Below are 21,071 nucleotides of genomic sequence, written 5' to 3' on the forward strand. Positions count from 1 at the left end.
CCGCACGGTGCGAACGGCGGCGTCAGTAACGCGGCTCGACATACGAGGCGTTCGCCGGCACCGCAAACGTGTTCACCACGGTGAAGGCGTGCAGGCTCCGCGGGGACTCGTTGCCGGCCGCATCCACCGCAACGTACTCGACATTGTGCGGGCCCTCGGGCCAGGCCCAGCCCGCCTCCCAGGACCAGCTTCCGTCGGGCCCGACCGGCGCCACACCCAGAGGGGTGCCGTTCTCGCGAAAGGACACCTGGGCGGCGCCCTGCGCGTACCCCATGAATCCCACCGCCGCACCCACCACATGCTGGTGGGCCACCGGGGCGGTCACGACCGGTGCGGCCGGCACATTCGGTGTCGGTACGAAAGCGGGGTCCAGGGCGGTGAAGACCACTTCGGTGCGCGCGCTGTGGAACTTGTTGGCGTCCACTGCGAAGAGCCTGATGACGTGCTTCCCCCTGGCCCAGGTCTTCTCCGGTGCCCAGCTCCAGCTGCCGTCGGGGAGCACCTGCGGCGAGCCGAGGTACTTGCCGTTCTCCCACATGCTGACTCGTACAGCACCCGGGGCGCTTCCGACGAAACGGACGGCGTTCCCCGGCAACTCCTCATGGGACACCGGCGTCGAGACCACGGGCGCGGGGAACGTATCGCCGCGCATCTGGGAGGTGGACGAGAGATAGGCGTCGATGGCGGACGTGTCGCGCTCCGGCTGCTCCTGGCCGTTGCTCACCACGCCTATGCGGGGAATGATTCCGTCGACGAGGAGATTGAGGAGTCCCATCATGGTCGGGAGATTCCGCAGGGTGACTTTTCCGTGACTCGCGATCAGGGGAGAGTCGTTATAGACGAAATTGAAGTTCGTGTATCCCTGGAAAAGCCCGAGGAAGGGTTCGACATGGCGTGTGTACTGCTCGTCCTGAGGTGACGAGATCAGATAGATATTGGCATCGCGATACGTCCCCGCCCGCACCACGTTGGGGAGCACGGAGTCGAGGATGTGCACCTTCTCGTCCGTCACTTCGCCCATCATCAACCGGGCCGCACCGGGCATCGATTCCTTGACGAAGGTGCCGATCCTGAACTGGGGCACACTCGCCACCACGTTCCGGAAGCCGTACTTCAATCCGAAGTACAGCGCTGCCGTGCCGCCCTTCGAACTGCCGAACATGGTGCAGTCGTCCGGTGTCAGAGCAAGTGCGTTCATGACGCGGGAGATGAGTTCGATGACGGACCTCTCGAGCGAGAAGTCCATCCCCTTGCACAGGTAGTAGCTGTTCTGGCCGTCGAACTGGTCACGGATCCACAGGATGTTGGCGCGGGTCTTGTCGAGCACTCCGTTCGCCCATCCCCACTCACCGGGGGCATTGAGGTTGGCGAAAACGACGACCAGATGCCGGTTTCCGTTCTTCGCGTGGGAGAACCTGTACTCGATGGGAACGGACCCGGAGGCTTCGACACCGCTGAACACGGGACGCCCGTTCGGGGCTGCGTTAGACATGTACGGAGTCCACTTCCTGCCTGTACGGCTCGGCTGTAGCGCTGCTCATCAGCTGCCGGGGCACCACGCCGCGGCCATGGAGGGCCCGCTCCCTCGCCTGGGCGGAGTTGTAGCCGGAGCTGTAGGGCGTCACCGTCCCGACGGCCGGCGCCATCGCCTGCGAGGCGTCCAGGTCCCCGCCGGCGACCAGAATCCGGTCGGCGAGCCTGGCCGAGGCGTAGCCGTCGTCCAGGTCGCAGAACTTCTCCTGGAACCACCGGTAGCGGTCCGCGTAGCCCTCCTGGATCCGGTCGATGTCCCCGATCGCGGAAATCAGCTCGGCGGATTCGAAGACCAGCGGCCCCGGGGCGCTCTCCTCGAAGTCGAAATAGAAACCACGCAGCGTGTCGCGGTAATGGTCCAGGTCGTAGGTGAAGAACAGGATCGGGCGCCCCGTGTTGACGAAGTCGAACATCAGGGACGAGTAGTCCGTGATCATCACGTCGGCTATGAGCGAGAGATCGGCCATGTCCGGATAGTCGGAGACGTCGTAGACGAAGCCGTCCCCGGCGCCCGGAACCGGATCCACCACATTCGGATGGCGACGCACCATCAGCACATGGTCCGTACCGAGCCGCTCCCGCGCGTCGTCGAGATCGATACGGAAGTCGAACTTGTACTTTCCCGGTGCGTAGAACTGGTCGTCCCGCCATGTGGGGGCGTACATGATGACACGCTTGCCCGGAGGTAGCCCGATGCGCCGACGGATCTCCATCGCCCTGCGGCCCGTGTCGTGACGCCTCAGGATGTCGTTGCGCGGATAGCCGCACTCGACCATTTCTCCGGGAAACCTGAAGGCTCTCTCGAGGATCGGAGTGGAGAAGCTGTTGGGCGATACGAGCATGTCCCAGTTCTGGACTTCCTTCTCGACCCGCTCCAGATACCGCTGGTCCGCGAAGTGCACTGATTCGATGTCATGGCCGATGCGCTTGAGCGGCGTTCCGTGCCAGGTCTGGACGACGACCTGCTCCGGACGCTTCTGGAACCAGTCCGGGAGGTGGTTGTTGGCGACCACGTAGCGCGAAGTCGCCAGGGCCTCGTACCACTCCGGCGACCACATGCGCACACGTCTGGCGGTCGGAGGAACCTCGACCTGGTCGTCGCGCACCACCCAGAGGTGCTCCAGCGCGACCCCGCGCCGGACCATCTCCTCGTGCACCGCCCGGGGGCTGTCCGAGTACTGCGTTCCCTTGAAGGCGTCGAAGAGCACGGCCGGTCGAATGTCCTGACGCCGAGCCTGTGGGTATGCCCTGGTCCGCAGCAGTTTCTGCCGGTATGGACCTCGAGCTTCCTCGGGCATCGCGGACTGCACGAGCATCGAGAGCCTGTCGTAGGCCTCGGCCTGGAGTTCGTACCCTCGGTCGCCCTGCTCCATGTTCTGGGGCATGGAGGCGATGAGCTCCTGCTCGATCTTGATCATGAGGTCCGGGGAGCGGTCGTCCGGGGCTACGACGGAGGGGTCCTGACGGCGCAGGAAGAAGTCCCAGCGGCCCGCGGCGAGAGGGATGTCGCCGGCCAGCGTCCTCATCGCGGCGGGGGTGAGGACACAGCGGAACCTGTTTCCGTCCCACTGGATCGGCACAGCCCGTTCGGCGCCATGAGCACGGGAGCGGACGACCACGTGGGCGGCGACCCGCTCGGCGGGACCGAGCAGGTCGGCACAGGAGTATCCGCAGACGAGCTCCAGCGCGCCGTCCTCGAGCCAGACACCGTCCGAGAGGAGGGGCAGAGCAGCGCGTTCGAACAGCACCACATAACCCGAACCGTTCCGGTGAACGACGATCTCGCGGTCGCCATCCTCCGTCTGCAGAGATGCCGGCATGCGGTAGTGGCCGTCCTGGGCCTCCTCGGCCATCACCGGGTAGAGCGGCGCCTTGCGCCCCTCCATGTGCACGGTGACCTTCCAGCCGTTGCTGCCCATGGTCCACGCCTGCGGTACGGCATCGCCCGTGGCGCGCGACCCGGGCACCACATTGGCCAGTGGGACACGGGTGACGAAGGTGCACCAGCCCTCGCCGCCGGGCTGGAAACTCAGCCAGGAGTCATGGCGGCCCGCACCATTCATGCTGGTGACACGGAACTTGCCCCACTCGGGAATCTTCGGACCGAGATAGACGCCGCCGATCTCCAGATGCTCGCCGACGACGCGGTGCCTCGTGATGCGGCACCGGACGACCTCGACCCGGAGCTTCAGACTGCCCTGCACGAACAGCGGGACGATGCGGGTGTTCTTGTCGACATACCGGTACGGCGGATTGGCCGCCGTGCCTGCGCCACCGCGGCCGATGCTCTTGTAGCGGAACAGCCCGCGGCTGAACACACCGGCTGCGACATCCCAGGTTCCCTCGACCCACTCGCCCTTCTTTTTCAGCCGGGTGGTGTCGAAGCGGCTCTCGAAGCCCGCCCAGTCGTAGCAGTAGCGGTTCTGGTTGGAATACTCGGTCGCCTGGGGGTAATACGTCGTTTTGGCCAGATTGACGAGAGTGCTTCCGGTCTTCTTGTTGCGCAACGCCAGCATTTTCGTTGACATGTGCCGCTTGTGCACATTGATGAAGCGCACATAGGCGGAACCGGTCAGCGTCAGCCACTCGCCGTTCCACTGCACCCCGGTGGCCGAGCTGTAGGGCGACAGTTCCTTGTCGAGCCGGTAGTCACGCTTGTAGAGACCCGTCTTGCGGTTCCCCAGATGCGGATAGTTCAGGTACCGGTGCAGTCCGCGGCGTACCGGAAGCGGTCCGCCCTTGCGCTCGAACTCTATGACGTCGAGCAGTTCATCGAGCTGACCCTGGTGAACGAGGAGCCACTTGACACGCGCGTCCGCGGGGAGTTCTTCGATGATGTCCTCGTCCGCCTCGCTCAGAAACTCCTGGGCCCAGTGCATGAAGGCATCGCGATATTCCTCGTCGGCGTCGGGAAGCACCTTCAGATGGAGCATGAGGTCCGACTTGAGGCAGGCGACGTCGTACTTGCGCTTGTGGTCCCTGAACGACCGCGACCGGTGCTGTCCGAGGAAGCGGCTCACGGACTGCACGGCGGCGACCCGGTCGCGCAGATTGCTGAGCTCGGTGTGCCGCTGGGTGATCGAAGGGGCGGCGCCGCCTTCCCGGCGGCGCCAGAAGTACACGATGTCGGTGATGACATCGACCTTCTGGGCCCGGAAGTGGGCGAACATGTTCACCCAGGAGTCCTCGTACATGACTCCTTCGGGGAACTGAATGAAGTGATAGTCCCAGAAGGAACGGCGGAACACCTTGTTCCAGACGGTTCGGTCGTAGATCAGCGCCTCGAACCGGGTGATGTGAGTTCCACGGCGGTCGCGCTGCATCGGCCCCTTGTGAAGAGGAGACTGCCACTTCGTCGTGGAGTTCATCATCTGGACATTGCCCGAAACGAAATCCGAACCGGACTCCGTGAGAGTGCGGATGAGCAACTCATAGGCGTATTCCGGAATGACGTCGTCGCCATCGGCGAAGACCAGGAACTCACCCGCCGGATGCATGGCGCGAAGACCTGTATTGCGAGCGTGGCCGGGGCCGTGCGACTCCTGGCGTATCAACCGGAAGCGGGGGTCCCGTGCGCAGAATTCCTGAGCGATCTGGGTGGACTGATCGGTCGAGCCGTCATCAACCATGATGACTTCGAACTCACGGAACGTCTGGCGTGCGATGGACTCCAGGCACTCGGCAAGGTAGATCTCAACGTCCTGAAACGGGACGATGACACTCAGGCGCGGCCCGTCGACCATGCTTCACACTCCAGTTCACGGCAGCGGAGCGCGCCTGCGCCACCACCAACATCCAACTCTGCGCACCGCCTTCGCCGAGCCATGGGGGCCCAGGGTCGGACCGAACCGGCCACTGGTCGCTCAACTCTTGAAACTGTTGCGTCAGACGCAAATCTTAAGTGAACATTAAAGGATGTCAACGCGCAGGTTCCGTAAGGGCCCACGAAACACTCTGGACATCTGAGAGTGATTGAAGTCATGGCGCTCGCCGTACAACCCTTACGGGATGTCATGAATGCGCCGTATATTGCCTACTGAGTGTGAAGGAGGGCCGGTCGGCCCTTCTCAGAGGGTCTGCCACTCGGCGAGCGTCAGTCCCGGGCCGTCCGTCTGCCGGGCCACTCGGGGTTCCCCACTCTCGTCGATCACGGCAATGACCACCCTGCCGAAGGCATCCTCGGCCAGCGCCGGCGTGCCCGAACAGGACATTCCGGTGTCCGACCACCACATGCCGTTGCTCTCGCCCTCGGTCACTCCCACACCGATCACCGCCGTGCCGTTCGCCCCCCGGTGAGCCAGCAAAGTGCAGTCGTAGCCGTCCACGAACGCGCGCGCCGTCGAATGGGGACCGTCGCCCGGCGCCCCGCCGAGCGGCATCGGCCATCCTCCGGCCCGGTACGCCACCACGCCGAGGCCTGCGGGATCGGTCCAGTAGTAGGTGGCCCGGTCGGGCCCCGTCTCCAGACCGGCCGCCGTGCCGGGGCATACCGCGAACCGTGAGGGCTGGGCTTCGCCCCACGGCCCGCCGGGCTTCTGCTGACTCCAGTGCGCCGTACCGAGCTGCGTCGACGCGAAGATCTCGACGCGGTCCATGGAGAGGGCGACGATCGCCGGAACCGACTCGATGCCGCTGCCGCCGAGGTCCTCCCAGGCACGCCATTTACCGTCGGGCTGCTCACGGCGGAGAGCAAGACCGCCGTGAGCGTTCGGCAGACAGATGTGCACTACGCCCGACGGCGTCACCACACCGACCGGCACCCCGATCCCACGGGCCGATTCCGCATCCTTGTGCGGGTTGCCGAGGGAGCGCCACTGCGACACCGGGCGGCCCGTCTGGTACTGGATGGCATACATGATGTCGGCCACCGCCGACTTGCCGGCAGTACATCGCTCGCGGCGGGCGATGAAATGCACATAGCCGTTGCTGTCCTGCACGAGAGCCAGGTGGGTCAGATGCGGCGCCGCGAAGAACTCGGGACGGGTCCACATCGGACCACCGGGCCGCTCCTCGGTCCATCGCTGCAGACCGCCCTGGGCCGAGGCGTACACAGTGAGCCGGCCGTCCTTGCCCCGGGTGAGCCATGCGCCCCGAAGCGCATGAGAGCCAGCGGAAGCCCTTGAAGTCTCACGAGTGCCGTGCTCCAGCATGGGTCTGCAGCCACCTTCCAGAACTGACATCCGACGACTCGCGCAATATTTCGAATCTGCCACATCTTAAACCCCCGTATCCAAGGGCGTTCCAAAGCTGTGGCCTGTCACAACGAAGTCTCTCCGCAGATCCAGCAGTCGCCGGTCCAACGCACACAGCTCCACGTCACTCGTACGCACATCCGAGGGACTGTCTATAGTGCACAGTCACCAGGAAAAGACGGACCGGCTCCTCCCCCCACCCGAGTCCACCCCACCCAGCCCTTCCGGGCGACGAGACAAGGGACTCGAGCAGGATGAGCCACGACGCCATGCCCCCGGGCCCGCGCGCCTCCCGACGAGCAGGAACTCCGCAGCAAGGCCGCAAGAAGGACCGAAAGCGCCGCCGCGGCCTGAAGATCACCCTCAGTATCGTGCTTGTGCTGCTCCTCGCCGCCGGTGGCACCTTCTGGTGGCTGTACAGCAGTCTCGACGGGAACATCAAGGGCGTCGACATCAACAAGGCGCTCGGGGACGACCGCCCGGAGAAGCTGCCCACCAGCGGTCAGAATCTGCTGGTGCTCGGCTCCGACTCACGTGCCGGTGCCGAGAACAAGGAGCTGGGGGGCGGCGGCAGCGTCAGCGGCGCCCGGTCCGACACCGCGATGGTGGTGCACATACCCGAGGGCCGGCAGCAGGCCGTCGCCGTGTCCATTCCGCGCGACACCCTCGTCACCCGGCCCGAGTGCACCAAGGCCGACGGCTCGACGACGCCGTCCGCGAACCGCGTGATGTTCAACTCCGTCTACTCGCAGGTCGGTCCGGCCTGCGTGGTCAAGACCGTCGAGAAGATGTCCGGGGTCCGGATCGACCACTACCTGGAGATCAACTTCGCCGGGTTCAAGGATCTGGTGGACGCCATCGGCGGGGTCACGGTCGATGTCCCGCAGGACATCCACGACACGTCGTCCGGTCTCGACCTCACGGCGGGCCCGCACAAGCTCGACGGCACCCAGTCCCTCGCGTACGTCCGCACCCGGCACGGCATCGGCGACGGCAGCGACCTGGGCCGGATCGGGCTCCAGCAGCAGTTCCTCCTCGCACTGCTGAGTGAGGTCAAGTCGCAGGATCTGCTGGGCAGTCCGACGAACTCGTACAAGATCGCCAACTCGGCCACCAAGTCGCTGACCACCGACTCCGGGCTCGCCTCGCTGAAGTCCCTTGCGGAGTTCGCCCGGTCGATGAACGGCGTGGACCCGAGCACGATGGAAACGATCATGCTTCCGGTCGCGTACGACAAGCAGGACCCCAACCGGGTGGTGGCGGCCCAGCCGCAGGCCGGTGACCTCTGGAAGGCGATCCGCAAGGACGGCACGATCCCGGAGTCCGCGAAGAAGTCCCCCGCCACCGGCGGCTGACGGACCGTGCGGCGGCCGGGTGCATGACACCCTTTTGGCATGCTGACCGAACGGACCCTGGTGATCGTGGACGCGGCCAATGTGGTCGGGTCGGTGCCGGACGGTTGGTGGCGGGACCGGCTCGGGGCGGCCGAACGGCTGCGGGACTCCCTGGCCCCGTTCGCCGCGGCCGGCCTGCCCGGCCACCCCGGCCCCGTCGAACTGGTGCTGGTCGTCGAGGGCGCGGCCCGTGGCATCGCGTCGGTGCCGGGGGTACGGGTGGAGTCGGCGCCAGGCAGTGGGGACGACCGGATCGTCGACCTCGTCGCCGCCGAGGCGGCTCCGCCTGCGGACCGCGACTGTGTCGTGGTGACGGCCGACCGGGAGCTGCGGCAGCGGGTCGAGGCGTACGGGGCGCAGTGCGCAGGCCCCCGTACCGTACGGCCACTGCCGCCCCACAAGAACTGACCTACGGTCGGCCGACGGCGTCATTGATGCGGCTGTGCCGACGCCCGTACGAGAAGTAGATGATCGCCCCGAGGGCCATCCAGATGGCGAACCGGAGCCACGTCTCCGCCGGCAGGTTGAGCATCAGCCACACCGAGGCGGCCACCGAGAGGATCGGGAGCAGCGGCACCCACGGGGTGCGGAACGCGCGATGCAGATCAGGACGGGTGCGGCGCAGCACGAGAACACCCAGGGCGACAACCACGAACGCGAAGAGCGTGCCGATGTTCACCAGCGTCGCCAGCTCGTTGATGCTGGTGAAACCGGCAACGATCGCGATGATCACTCCGAGCAGGATGGTCGGGCGGTACGGGGTGCCGAACTTCGGGTGCGTCTTGGAGAAGAACCGCGGAAGCAGCCCGTCACGGCTCATCGCGAAGAACACCCGGGTCTGACCCAGCAGCAGAATCATGCACACCGTCGTGAGGCCGACCGCGGCTCCGAAGCTGATGACGCCCGCGTAGAAGGGATGCCCGACGGCCTTGAAGGCGTCGGCCAGCGGGGCGCTCACGGACAGTTCGGTGTAGTGCTGCATGCCGGTGACCACCAGCGACACTGCGACGTAGAGCACCGTGCAGATGAAGAGCGAGGCGAGGATGCCCCGCGGCATGTCGCGCTGCGGAAGCTTGGTCTCCTCGGCGGCGGTGGCCACGACATCGAAGCCGATGAAGGCGAAGAAGACGACAGAGGCGGCGGTGAAGATGCCCAGCACGCCGAAGTTGGTGGGTGCGTAGCCGAACATCAGCTGGATCAGCGGCGCGTTCAGTCCCGAGCCGGACGTCTGCGGCTCAGCCGGCGGGACGAAGGGTGAGTAGTTGGCGGCCTTGATGAAGAAAAGCCCCGCGATGATCACGATCAGGACGACGGCCACCTTGATGGCGACCACAACGGTCGTGACCCGGGCGGAGAGCTTCATGCCGAGCACCAGGATGGCGGTCAGGACGAGTACCAGGACGAAGGCCAGGATGTCGAAGCCGAATCCTGTTGCCGCATCCGGCCCGGCGATCACGTCGGGCATGTCCCAGCCGACGTTGTCCATCAGCGAGCGGACGTAGCCGGACCAGCCGACGGCCACCACCGCTGTGCCCAGGGCGAATTCCAGCACGAGGTCCCAGCCGATGATCCAGGCGATCAGTTCACCCAGCGAGGCGTACGCGAAGGTGTACGCGGACCCCGCGACCGGAACGGTGGAGGCGAACTCGGCGTAACAGAGTGCGGCAAGGGCGCAGACGATAGCGGCGGCCACGAAGGCGAGTGCGGTGGCAGGCCCCGCCGATTCCTTCGCCACTTTGCCGGTGAGTACGAAGATGCCGGTGCCGATGATGACGCCCACTCCGAAGACCGTGAGGTCCAGCGCGGAGAGGGACTTCTTGAGAGCGTGCTCCGGCTCCTCGGTGTCACGGATGGACTGTTCCACCGTCTTGGTCCGGAACAGCCCGCCTTGGGTGGGTGGTGTGTCCTGCTGCGCAGTCACCGGCGTACCTCCACGCACTCGTCGTGAACGCCATGATTGGGACATCACCGGGGGCGCAGGGCCCCACGTCGAGCGATTTCACGCGAATGGGCCGGTCGGGCCACTCGTACAGGGTGGTCCGACCGGCCCATTGGCCGTATCGCTCGTCGCTCGTTCGGACCCGTGCGGGCACGGGTCCGTGTGTCGGGCAGGTCAGTCCCGGGCGGGCTCGATCACGGAGTGCGTGCGGGCGTCGCTGTCGTAGCGGCCGTCCAGCTTGGCGACGAGACCGGTGACCTGACGGGCGATGTCGGGCGCGGTCAGCCCGATCTCCGCCATGACCTCCTTGCGGGAGGCGTGGTCGAGGAAGCGCGGCGGGATACCGAAGTCGCGCAGCGGTACGTCGACTCCGGCGTCGCGCAGCGCCTGGGCGACGGCGGAGCCGACACCGCCGGCCCGGCTGTTGTCCTCGACGGTGACGACGACACGGTGCTGTTCGGCGAGCGGGGCCATGGCCTCGTCGACCGGCTTGACCCAGCGCGGGTCGACGACCGTCGTCGTGATGCCCTGGGCGTCCAGCAGATCGGCGATCTCCAGGCACATCGGGGCGAGCGCGCCGACGGAGACCAGGAGGACGTCCGGGCGGGCGGTGTCGGCCCTGCGGAGCACGTCCATGCCACCGACCCTGCCGACGGCCTTGACGGACGGGCCGACCGCACCCTTGGAGAAGCGGACCACGGTCGGGGCGTCGTCGACCTCGACGGCCTCGCGCAGCTGGGCACGGACCTGGTCGGCGTCGCGCGGGGCGGCGATCCGCAGGTCCGGCACGCACTGCAGGATCGACATGTCCCACATGCCGTTGTGCGAGGCGCCGTCGGTGCCGGTGATTCCCGCCCGGTCCAGGACGAACGTGACACCGCACTTGTGCAGGGCGACATCCATCAGGACCTGGTCGAAGGCCCGGTTGAGAAACGTGGCGTACACCGCGAAGACGGGGTGCAGTCCGCCGGTGGCCAGGCCCGCCGCGGAGACCGCGCCGTGCTGCTCGGCGATGCCGACGTCGTAGATCCGGTCCGGGAATTCCTTCTCGAACTTGGTGAGGCCGACCGGCTGGAGCATGGCCGCGGTGATCGCGACGATGTCCTTGCGCTCCTTGCCGAGCTTGACCATCTCCTCGCCGAAGACCGAGGTCCAGTCGAGGCCGGAGGTGGCGATGGGGAGGCCGGTGTCGGGGTGGATCTTGCCGACGGCGTGGAAGCGGTCGGCCTCGTCGAGGAGGGCGGGGGTGTAGCCGCGGCCCTTCTCGGTGAGGCAGTGCACGATGACCGGCCCGCCGAAGCGCTTGGCCCGCTGCAGCGCGGACTCCAGGGCCTCGATGTCGTGGCCGTCGATCGGGCCGACGTACTTCAGGCCGAGGTCCTCGAACATGCCCTGCGGGGCGATGAAGTCCTTCAGCCCCTTCTTGGCGCCGTGCAGCGTCTCGTACAGCGGCTTCCCGACGACGGGGGTGCGCTCCAGGATGTCCTTGCCGCGGGCCAGGAAGCGCTCGTAGCCGTCGGTGGTGCGCAGGGTGGCGAGGTGGTTGGCAAGGCCGCCGATGGTCGGGGCGTAGGAGCGCTCGTTGTCGTTGACGACGATGACGAGCGGGCGGTCCTTGGCGGCGGCGATGTTGTTCAGCGCCTCCCAGGCCATACCGCCGGTGAGAGCGCCGTCACCGATGACCGCGACGACATGGTCGTTCTTCTTGAGCACCTCGTTGGCCTTGGCGAGGCCGTCGGCCCAGCCGAGGACGGTGGAGGCGTGCGAGTTCTCGATGATGTCGTGGTCGGACTCGGCGCGCGAGGGGTAGCCCGACAGGCCGCCCTTGCTCTTGAGCTTCGAGAAGTCCTGGCGACCGGTGAGGAGCTTGTGTACGTAGCTCTGGTGGCCGGTGTCGAAGAGCACCTTGTCCTTCGGCGAATCGAAGACCCGGTGCAGGGCGATGGTCAGCTCGACCACACCCAGGTTGGGGCCGAGGTGGCCGCCGGTCTTGGAGACTGCTTCGACGAGGAAGGTCCGGATCTCCTCGGCAAGCTGTTCCAGCTGCTCAGGACTGAGCCGGTCCAGGTCGCGCGGTCCCCCGATGCGGGTCAGCAGGGCCACCCGTGCCTCCTTGCGTTTGAGCTGGTCGAGCGTGCCGGTCCGCTGAGTCTAATGTTCCGTCCGGGGCCGAGGTCATCGGGAGGTGTTTTCCGGTGCGGATCGGCGCGTGCGTACATACGTACACGCAGGTGCCCGGCACCACGAAGGGTGCCGGGCACAGGCGCGGGTTCCGCGGTCAGGCGCGGCCCGCCGTCTTCTGGGTCTTGCGCGAGACCGAGTCGATGATCACGGCGATGAGGAGTACTCCACCGGTGATCATGTACTGGATCGCGTTCGACGACAGGTTCATCTGGTTGAGGCCCTGGACGATCGACTGGATGACCAGGATGCCCAGCAGCGCGGACCAGACCTTGCCGCGTCCGCCGAACAGGGACGTACCGCCGATGACGGCTGCGGCGATGCACATCATGAGCTGGTTGCCGCCACCGAGCGAACGGTCGGCGCCGCCGGTCGCGGAGGCCAGGAAGAGACCGCCGACCGCACCGAGCGTGCCGGAGATCATGAACACCGAGATGCGGATCCAGGACACGTTGATACCGGCACGACGCGCTGCCTCGATGCCACCGCCGACCGCGAAGATCTGACGGCCGTAGGTGGTGCGGCGCAGAACGAAGTCGGTGATGACCAGGATCGCGAGGAAGATCACCAGGGAGAGCGGGAGGCCCTGCTCCTGGTTGAACGCGTACGCGGCGAGGAGGCACAGGACGGCGATCAGCACGGTGCGCAGGATGATCTCGCTCTGCGGGCGGTGCGGCAGCTCTGCGGCCTTGCGGCGGCTCGAGTCGCGCAGCTGCGCGAGGTAGAAGGCGACGATCACGACCACGGCGAGACCGTAGGCGGCGGCGACGTCGGCGAAGTAGTAGCTGGTCAGGTCGCGGACGAAGCTGCCGAGCGGGGTGGTGATGGTGGACTTGTCGCCCATCACCCAGGTCTGCAGACCGGCCCAGCCCAGGAAGCCTGCCAGCGTCACGACGAACGCGGGCACGCCGATCTTGGCGAAGACGATGCCGTGGAAGGCGCCGATGACCGTGCCGGACAGGATGCCGACCACGATGGCGAGGGAGTCGGGCATGTCCGTGCCGAGCACGGCCCACACCGAACCCGCGAGACCCGCGACGGAACCGACCGCGAGGTCGATCTCGCCGAGCAGCAGTACGAAGACGATGCCCACGGCCATGATGCCGGGGCCCGCCGCGTACAGCGTGATCTGGTCGAGGTTGTACGAGGTGAGGAAGTTTCCGGTCTCGACCTGGAAGACGATCCCGATGACGATCAGGCCCACCACGACAGGCAGCGAGCCGATCTCGCCCGAGCGCACCTTGCGCTTGAACTCGGTCCAGTAGCCCTTGAAGCCCTGCTCACGGATGAGCAGGCGGGGGTCGACGACCTTGACTGCGCCGGCCGCTGCTACGGGAGCCTCGGTGGCCTTTGCCTGGGCCGGGACCTCGGCCGAAGTCTTGCTGATCTTGCTCACTTGGATGCCTCCGCGCTGCGGGACTTGCGACGGGTCACGGCGTTGTCCGTGGCGCCCGTGATCGCGGCGATGATTTCTTCGTGGCTGGTCGTCGCCACAGGGAAGATGCCGTTGTTGTGGCCGAGTCGCAGCACGGCGACCTTGTCGGCGACAGCCTTCACATCGGCCATGTTGTGGCTGATGAGGATGACGCCGAGGTTCTGCTCGCGCAGCCGCTCCACCAGGTCGAGGACCTGTGCGGTCTGCTCGACGCCGAGGGCCGCGGTGGGCTCGTCCAGGATCACGATCTTGGGGTTGCCGACCAGGGCACGGGCGATGGCCACGACCTGGCGCTGGCCGCCGGAGAGCGCGGCAACCGGGATACGGACGCTGGGGATACGGATGGAGAGCGTGGACAGGAGGTCCTGTGCCCGCTTCTCCATGGCGACCTCGTCGAGGACGCCACCCTTCTTGATCTCGCGACCGAGGAAGAGGTTGGCGACGACATCCAGGTTGTCGCAGAGCGCAAGGTCCTGGTAGACGGTGGCGACGCCGAGGTTCTGGGCGTCGTGCGGACGGTTGATGTCCACCTTCGCGCCCTCCCACTCGATGACGCCCTCATCGATGGGGTGCACGCCGGCGATCGTCTTGACCAGCGTGGACTTTCCTGCACCGTTGTCGCCGACCAGGGCGACCACTTCTCCGGCGTGGACTTCGAGATCGACACCGGAGAGGACCTGGACCGCTCCGAATCGCTTGAAGACCCCACGCAACGCCAGCACGGGCGTCTGTGACACGTGAACCATCTCCTTCGCCGCCTGACCGGCGGGGATGTGCCGCCTGACCGGCGGAGACGCCGCGCCACGAGGGGCAGCGTCGATGTACTGGAAGTACTGGGGGAAGAATGTCCGGCACCCGGCCGGCAGCGGGGTGTGGGCCGGCCGGGGCCGGACAGTCATGGGGCGGGCAGACTCCGCCGTGCGGCGCGGATCAAACCCGTACGCGCCAGGGCCTGTTGGCCCTGGCGCGAGGAGGGACTACTTGATGCCCAGTGCGGTGCACTTGGCGGCGATGTCCTTGACGCAGATCGTGGAGGCCTGGTAGATGCCGTCCTTGACCACGGTGGACTCGATGTTGTCCTTGTTCACCACGGTCGGCTCGAGCAGCGTGGAGGGAACGCCGTCCGTCTTGCCCGAGGCGCCGATGTCCTTGCCCTGGAGCAGGTTGACAGCGAACTGGGCGGCCGTCGGGGCGAGCTGCTTCGGCGACTTGTAGATCGTGAAGGTCTGCGTACCGGCGATGATCCGCTGGATACCGGGGAGCTCGGCGTCCTGGCCACCCACCGGGATGTCCTTGATGCCGGCGTTGCTCAGGGACGTGATGATGCCGCCCGCCATGCCGTCGTTGGCGGAGTAGACCGCGTTGATCTTGCCCTTGCCGACCGAGGAGATCGCGGCGGTCATCTTCTCGCCGGCGATCTTCGGGTCCCACTCGCCGGACGCCTCGTAGGCAATCTTGATCTTGCCGTCGAGGGCCTCGTGAGCACCCTTCTTGAACAGGCCGGCGTTCGGGTCCTTCTCGTCACCGTTGATCATGACGAGGTTGGAGCCGGCCGCCTTGGAGCCGAGGGCGTCGAGGACGGCCTGGCCCTGGAGCTTGCCGATCTTCTCGTTGTCGTGGCTGACGTAGGCGTCGGCACCGACGATGGCGCGGTCGTACGCGACGACCTTGACGCCCTTCTTGTGTGCGTCGGCAACCCACGCGGCGGACTTCTCGGCGTCGACCGAGGAGATCGCGATGACCTTGATGCCGTCGGCTATCTGCTGCTCGAACTGCTGCTTCTGCTGGCCGACATCACCGGCCGCGTTGTTGTAGACAACCTCGCAGTCCGCGCAGTCCTTCTTGACCGCTTCGATGAACAGCGGCTTGTCCAGCGTCTCGTAGCGAGCGGTCTTGTTCTCCGGGAGCAGCAGACCGATCTTGGTCTTGCTGCCCGAGTCCGCCGAGCCCTTCTTGTCGTCGCCCGCCTTGCCACAGGCTGCGAGGGAGACGGCCATCGAAACTGCGGCCGTGCCTATGACGATGCGTCGCGTCATTGCGTTCATTGCGGGTGTGCCTCCCTGACGAGGCCGCAGCGTTGCGGCCGAGGTGGCTGGAAGTCAACTCGGCCGTGAAGCCGACGTCAAGGAGTAAATCCTTAACGAGATGACAACGGTGCCATTCGTTATCTAAGTGAAGGCAGGGGTCGCCGTCGGGAGAGTGCTCTCCAAAAGGGTCGAATCCCCCATCTCGCTCAGTACGAGAGCCAGCGCACCCAACACCTCCGCCCGGGCTCCCAGCGCCCCGGGAAGGACCGAGAGCTGCCGTGCGGCACTGGGAATGGCGTAGCGCGACACCGAGTCGCGGATCGGCGCGAGCACCAGCTCGCCGGCCTCGGCGAGGGACCCGCCGAGGACCACTCGGCTCGGGTTGAGCAGGTTGCACAGGTTGGCGACACCGCTGCCGATGTGCCGACCGACGTCCCCGATCACCCGGCGGCAGCCCGGATCGCCCTCCCGGGCCAGCTGGACCACCCGTTCCATGGTGAGATCGGGCCCGTGGCTCGGCCGGAGCAGGGGCAGCACGTACCGCGCGGCCGTGAAGGTCTCCAGGCAGCCCCGGTTGCCGCAGCGGCACACCGGGCCCGATTCGTCGAGCGTGATGTGCCCGATCTCACCGGCCGTGCCGCCCGGCCCCCGGTAGATGTGCCCGTCGATCACCAGACCGGCGCCGACACCGCTCGCGACCTTGATGTATGCCAGGTCCTTGACGCCCCGGCCGCTCCCCCAGACCATCTCGCCCAGCGCCCCGAGGTTGGCGTCGTTGTCGACGTACACCGGCACGCCGAGCCGCGCGGCGAGCTCCTCGCTCGGGTTGATGCCCGTCCAGCCCGGCAGGATCGATGTGGAGCCCAGCGTGCCGGACTCCACATCGATCGGGCCGGGAACGCCGAGGCCCACTCCGATCACCTTGCCCGGGCTGATCCCGGTCGTCTCGATCAGCCGGTTGACCAGCTGTTCCGCCCGTCCGAAGCCCTGCGCCGACGAGGCGTCGACGTCCAGCGGCTCGGACTCCTCGGCGAGCACCTGGTGGGCGAGGTTGCCGACCGCCACCCGCAGATGCGTATGGCCGAAGTCGACTCCGATCACGATGCCCGCGTCACCGCTGAGCGAGACGCTGCGGGCCCGGCGCCCGCCCGCCGAGGTGGGGGTCACCTCCACGGTGCCGCCGTCCTTCAGTTCGCGAACGATATTGGAGACCGTTGCCGCGGAGAGGCCCGTGCTTCTGGCGATCTCCGCCTGGGTGAGCGAACCCGCCATACGCACGGCACGCACGACCCGCTCAAGGTTGGCGCGATGCAGAGATGTCTGCGACCCCGGAGTCTCCATCGACTCTCTCACTCCTGCCATTTTCTCCAACATGTGAACTCTAAGCTGACGTTTTGGGGCGCTCCCCGTCAAGACCTTGAGCAGTGGGAGCCTCGGATGAGCGGGCTGCCCCGGACGGGACGGCCGCGGAAAACAGACAAAACCGCCCGCCGGCACAGGGCCGGCGGGCGGTTTCGTCTGCGTGCGAGGGCGGGGCCGCTACTTCACCGCTCCCGCGGTCAGGCCCGCGACGACCTGACGCTGGAAGATGATGTAGGCCGCAAGGACCGGCAGCATCGCCATCACCAGACCGGCGAAGAGACCGGACCAGTCGCCCTTGTAGCCCTGGCTGTTGGCCAGTTCGACCAACCCCTGGGAGAGCACCCGATATTTCGGGTCGGTGTTGAGCACCGTGGGCAGCATGTACTGGTTCCACTGCCCGAGGAAGTTGAAGATACCGACGCTGATCAGGCCGGGCTTCGCCATCGGCAGCATCACCTGGAAGAACGTCCGGGTGTGCGACGCCCCGTCGAGCATCGCCGCTTCCGCCACCGAGGTCGGCAGCGTCCGGAAGAACGAGGTGAGGAAGAAGACGGTGAACGGCAGCGAATACGCGATGTAGACCAGGATCAGTCCGTGTCGCGTGTTCAGCAGGCCCATGTTATTCATCACGAAAAACAACGGAACCAGCGCCAGGATGATCGGGAAGCTCATCCCGCCGATGAACAGGTAGTACAGGAAGCGGTTCCCCGGGAAGTCGAACCGCGCCAGCACGTAGGCCGCCATGGAACCGAGCAGCAGCGTGCCGACGAGCGAACCGCCCACCACGATGACTGTGTTGAAGAAGTAATCGCTCATGTGCGCCTGGCTCCAGGCGCGCGACCAGTTCTCGAAGTGAAGCTTGTCGGGCAGCGCCCACGGCGTCGACAGGATCGAGTCGTCCGTCTTGAAGGACGCCATCACCGCCCAGAGCAGCGGCATGACGACCAGGATCGCCCAGATGATCAGCACGCCGTGCGAGAAGACGTTGAGGACGCTGCCCTCGCTGCTCTTCTCCTTCTTGCCGGCGGGTACGGACGCCTTGGACACGGGCACGAGGTCCGCCGCAGGCGCGGGAGGGGTGTCAGTGGTCTTCATCAGAACTCCAGCCGCTCGCGCCGGCCCAGTCGCATCACGATGGCAGCGAAGGCCATGGTGACGATGAGCAGTCCGACACCGATCGTCGTTGCGTATCCCGCCTGGCCGTCACGGAAGGCCGTCTGGTACACGTACAGCGGCAGAACCGTGGTCGAGTAGTCGGGACCACCAGGACCCACGGTCATGACCTGTACAGCAGTGAACGCCTCCACGCCGAGCGCCAGGATTCCCATGTAGACCCAGCCCGACTGCACCGTGTCCCAGAGCAGCGGCAGGGTGATCCGGAAGAACGTCGTGAAACGGTTGGCACCGTCGAGGAGCGCCGCCTCGTAGAAGTCCTTCGGGATGGACGCCATGCCGGCGGAGAACAGCACGACGAAGAATCCGACCGTCGACCAGATCAGCACCGACATGACGCAGATGAGCGCGAGGCTCGGATCGCCCAACCAGTCCGGCTGGATGGAGCCGAGACCGATCCCCTTCAGCGTCGCGTTCAGCATCCCGTCGCGGGGGTTGAATGCGAACTGGAAGAGCAGGGCGACAATGACGATCGAGAGCACCTGCGGGAAGAAATAGGCGATCTTGTAGAAGCCCGAGCCCCGCACGCCGGCGACCGTGGCGTTCTTACGCCGCCGGCCGCCGACATTGAGCATGAAGGCGAAGAAAAGCGCAAGACCCAGCGTCACCAGCGGCAGCAGCAGCACAAGCAACACGCTGTGCTGCAACGACTTCCAGAAGATGTCGTCCTTCAGCATCCTGGTGTAGTTGTCGAAGCCGACCATCTTGAAGTCCGGGCTCAGACCTGTCCAGTCCGTGAACGAATAGTAGATGGACTGGATGAACGGCCAAATGACGAAGACCGCGTACAACGCCAGTGGGGCGATCAAGAACCCCACAATGAACCGGTACTTGCCGTGCTGCATCGTTTACCGACCCCGATCTTTCCGCGGGTGCCGCCGCTGGTGACGGTTGCTCACTGGTGCTTGTAGTGCTTGATGGACTGGTCCTTGGCCGCCGCGTCGGCGAAGCCCTGGATCTTCTTGATGGCTTCCGCCGGGGTCGCGCGGCCCGCCATCATCTCGCCGATGCCGGCGACGCCGATCTGCTCCTTCTGGAGCTTCACGTACCAGTCCTGCAGGCGCGGGTTCACCACGTTGTCGCCGGCCTTCGTCAGCGCGTCGACGCCGGCCTGCATGGCCGTGGACAGGGTCAGACCGTCAGTGCCACCGTTGAAGGCGCTCAGGGACTTGACCTGCTTGGTGAAGTTCCTCGAGGACTCCTCGGAGAGCATGATGCGCAGCTGCTCCATGCCGCCCTCGGGGTTCTTCGCCTTGGCCGGGACGACGAAGGGCTCTCCGCCGGAGGCCCAGATGGTGCCGAACGGCATCTTGTCGGACGAGTCCAGGCCGGACGGCGCCGAGACCATCATCTTGAAGTCCTTGGGCGTGGTGGGCGCCGCCTCGTTCTCCACCCACGAACCGTTCGGGATGAAGAGCGCCTTGCCCTTGGTCCACTCGGTCTGCGACTGGATGTGGGTCAGACCCGGGGTGCCCTTGAGGATGTACCCCTTCTTGTACAGCTCGTAGTACGCCTCGAACGCCGCCTTGACCGCGGGGTCCTTCCAGGCGTTCGGCTCCAGGTTGTCGATCTTGTCGAGAACCTCCCGGCCACCGATCTTGGCGATGAACGGGTAGAGCGAGAACGGCAGGTAGTAGGGGTACTTACCGGCGTACGTCCAGCCGGCGATACCCTTCTTCTTCGCCTTCGCGCAGAGGGCGAGCATGTCGTCCCAGTTCTCGGGGTACTGCGCGTCGAGGTTCTCGAGCGCGGTCTGCGAGTACCAGACGCCGTAGACCGTGTACGCGTAGTACATGATCCAGACCGGGTCGCCGTCGAACTGGCCCATCTCCAGGACACCGGGGCGCAGCGTGTCGCGGACCTTCTTGCTCGGGTCGTCGATGGACGGGGCGTCCATCAGCGGCGTCAGGTCGAGCAGTTGCTTCTTGCCGACCAGGACACCCATGTCCATCTGCTCGGCGCCCGAGTTGTCGATCAGGTCCGGCGGGGTGCCGCCGTTGAAGCGCGGCTGCAGCTGCGACTGGATCTTCTGGGTCGCGGAGTGCTTGACCTTCGGGGCCTTCGGGAAGGCCGCGTTGTACTTCTTCTCCGCGTCGATCGCGTACTGCTGGCCGAAACCGCCATCGAAGATGACGACGTCGAGGGCAGCGGTCTCGTTGACGCCGAGCGGGTTCTTGGCGCTCGTCTTGCCCTTCTTGACCGAGTCGTCAGTGCCGCTGTCGCTACTCGCACACGCCGACAGGAAGCTCATCGTCGGAACGGTGATCAAACCGAGTGCGGCAGACCGCTTGATCACGTCGCGACGGCCAAGGCCCTCATTCTTGTGGGCGGAGGTGGATCCCATGCTCAAGTCCTCGCCTTCTCCAGGACTCAGGCGGTGTGTACCGGTCGCCCGTCGAAATTCGCCTCAGGCGAAGGGCCCCGCCACCGCGGTCAGTTGCGCTTGGGTCGTGCTGATTTGCAGGCTAGCCAGATGCAGTGGGGGATTCCGGAGATCGAACCGATGGATGCAGCGATGGCGTCCCCCGGCCGTTCCCCCCGGCCCCCCTTGTCCGCGTCCGCGTAGAAAACGGCGGGGCAGACGCCGACAGGTATAGTCCACTTGCAGCCAACTGAGCAAGATCGAATGCAGGTTTGAGCGGCAGTCTTTCCCGAGTTGAGACCTCGCGGATACATGGGCACCGCACGCCCTCGTCCGGGTGTAACGATTTCCGCAATACGGTCGATTCACCCGCGCGTTCCCGTCCAACACCCTTGACACATCACGTCACTTGCCTCCCTACTGGATCCTGCACATCGCTCTGACAACGTTGTCCAGTGCGCTTCCTCGGGAGG

General features: G+C 66.1%; 14 protein-coding genes. 2 read left to right on the forward strand and 12 right to left on the reverse strand.

The genetic code is table 11. The features are described from left to right. Positions 1-22: 22 nt before the first annotated feature. From ACWCP8_RS25465 to ACWCP8_RS25475, 3 genes are all read right to left on the reverse strand, one after another. Positions 23-1,492 (reverse strand): hypothetical protein, encoded by a 1,470-nt coding sequence (locus ACWCP8_RS25465; RefSeq protein ID WP_352264767.1) that lies wholly within the window; start codon positions 1,490-1,492, stop codon positions 23-25. Further along, complete coding sequence (locus ACWCP8_RS25470; RefSeq protein WP_451118348.1) at positions 1,485-5,276, reverse strand: bifunctional glycosyltransferase/CDP-glycerol:glycerophosphate glycerophosphotransferase; 3,792 nt, start codon at positions 5,274-5,276, stop codon at positions 1,485-1,487. The genes ACWCP8_RS25465 and ACWCP8_RS25470 overlap by 8 nt, the downstream gene beginning before the upstream one ends. 324 nt (positions 5,277-5,600) lie before the next feature. Next, complete coding sequence (locus ACWCP8_RS25475; protein WP_451118350.1) at positions 5,601-6,584, reverse strand: hypothetical protein; 984 nt, start codon at positions 6,582-6,584, stop codon at positions 5,601-5,603. Between the two features lie 395 nt (positions 6,585-6,979). Between ACWCP8_RS25475 and ACWCP8_RS25480 the strand changes: the two genes are divergently transcribed. Together ACWCP8_RS25480 and ACWCP8_RS25485 are read left to right on the forward strand one after the other, a co-directional pair. After that, positions 6,980-8,080: an LCP family protein gene (locus ACWCP8_RS25480; RefSeq protein ID WP_451118352.1), complete on the forward strand. Its 1,101-nt coding sequence runs from the start codon at positions 6,980-6,982 to the stop codon at positions 8,078-8,080. Between the two features lie 39 nt (positions 8,081-8,119). Continuing rightward, complete coding sequence (locus tag ACWCP8_RS25485; protein ID WP_451118354.1) at positions 8,120-8,527, forward strand: NTP pyrophosphohydrolase; 408 nt, start codon at positions 8,120-8,122, stop codon at positions 8,525-8,527. Between the two features lies 1 nt (position 8,528). Here the strand turns inward: ACWCP8_RS25485 and ACWCP8_RS25490 are convergent, their stop codons facing one another. From ACWCP8_RS25490 to ngcE, 9 genes are all read right to left on the reverse strand, one after another. Next, positions 8,529-10,040 carry an amino acid permease gene (locus tag ACWCP8_RS25490; RefSeq protein ID WP_451118356.1) on the reverse strand — a complete coding sequence of 504 codons (1,512 nt, stop codon included), beginning with the start codon at positions 10,038-10,040 and terminating at the stop codon, positions 8,529-8,531. 192 nt (positions 10,041-10,232) lie between these two features. Further along, positions 10,233-12,161 carry a 1-deoxy-D-xylulose-5-phosphate synthase gene (gene dxs, locus ACWCP8_RS25495; RefSeq protein ID WP_451118358.1) on the reverse strand — a complete coding sequence of 643 codons (1,929 nt, stop codon included), beginning with the start codon at positions 12,159-12,161 and terminating at the stop codon, positions 10,233-10,235. A gap of 175 nt (positions 12,162-12,336) precedes the next feature. Beyond that, positions 12,337-13,635, reverse strand: coding sequence for a sugar ABC transporter permease (locus tag ACWCP8_RS25500; RefSeq protein WP_327243776.1), 1,299 nt, complete (start codon positions 13,633-13,635; stop codon positions 12,337-12,339). Beyond that, positions 13,632-14,420: an ATP-binding cassette domain-containing protein gene (locus ACWCP8_RS25505; protein ID WP_030979331.1), complete on the reverse strand. Its 789-nt coding sequence runs from the start codon at positions 14,418-14,420 to the stop codon at positions 13,632-13,634. The genes ACWCP8_RS25500 and ACWCP8_RS25505 overlap by 4 nt, the downstream gene beginning before the upstream one ends. Before the next feature lie 231 nt (positions 14,421-14,651). Beyond that, positions 14,652-15,719, reverse strand: a complete 1,068-nt coding sequence (locus tag ACWCP8_RS25510) for a sugar ABC transporter substrate-binding protein (RefSeq protein WP_451118361.1) — start codon at positions 15,717-15,719, stop codon at positions 14,652-14,654. 123 nt (positions 15,720-15,842) lie between these two features. Beyond that, positions 15,843-17,042, reverse strand: coding sequence for an ROK family transcriptional regulator (locus tag ACWCP8_RS25515; RefSeq protein ID WP_356000847.1), 1,200 nt, complete (start codon positions 17,040-17,042; stop codon positions 15,843-15,845). 198 nt (positions 17,043-17,240) lie between these two features. Beyond that, the gene (locus ACWCP8_RS25520; RefSeq protein ID WP_451118363.1) at positions 17,241-18,158 is read right to left on the reverse strand and encodes a carbohydrate ABC transporter permease; all 918 of its coding nucleotides are present in this window, start codon (positions 18,156-18,158) and stop codon (positions 17,241-17,243) included. After that, positions 18,158-19,081 carry a carbohydrate ABC transporter permease gene (locus ACWCP8_RS25525; protein WP_352264751.1) on the reverse strand — a complete coding sequence of 308 codons (924 nt, stop codon included), beginning with the start codon at positions 19,079-19,081 and terminating at the stop codon, positions 18,158-18,160. The genes ACWCP8_RS25520 and ACWCP8_RS25525 overlap by 1 nt, the downstream gene beginning before the upstream one ends. Before the next feature lie 50 nt (positions 19,082-19,131). Continuing rightward, positions 19,132-20,580: an N-acetylglucosamine/diacetylchitobiose ABC transporter substrate-binding protein gene (gene ngcE, locus ACWCP8_RS25530; RefSeq protein WP_451118366.1), complete on the reverse strand. Its 1,449-nt coding sequence runs from the start codon at positions 20,578-20,580 to the stop codon at positions 19,132-19,134. Positions 20,581-21,071 lie beyond the last annotated feature (491 nt).

The organism is Streptomyces sp. NPDC002206, from assembly GCF_053593595.1.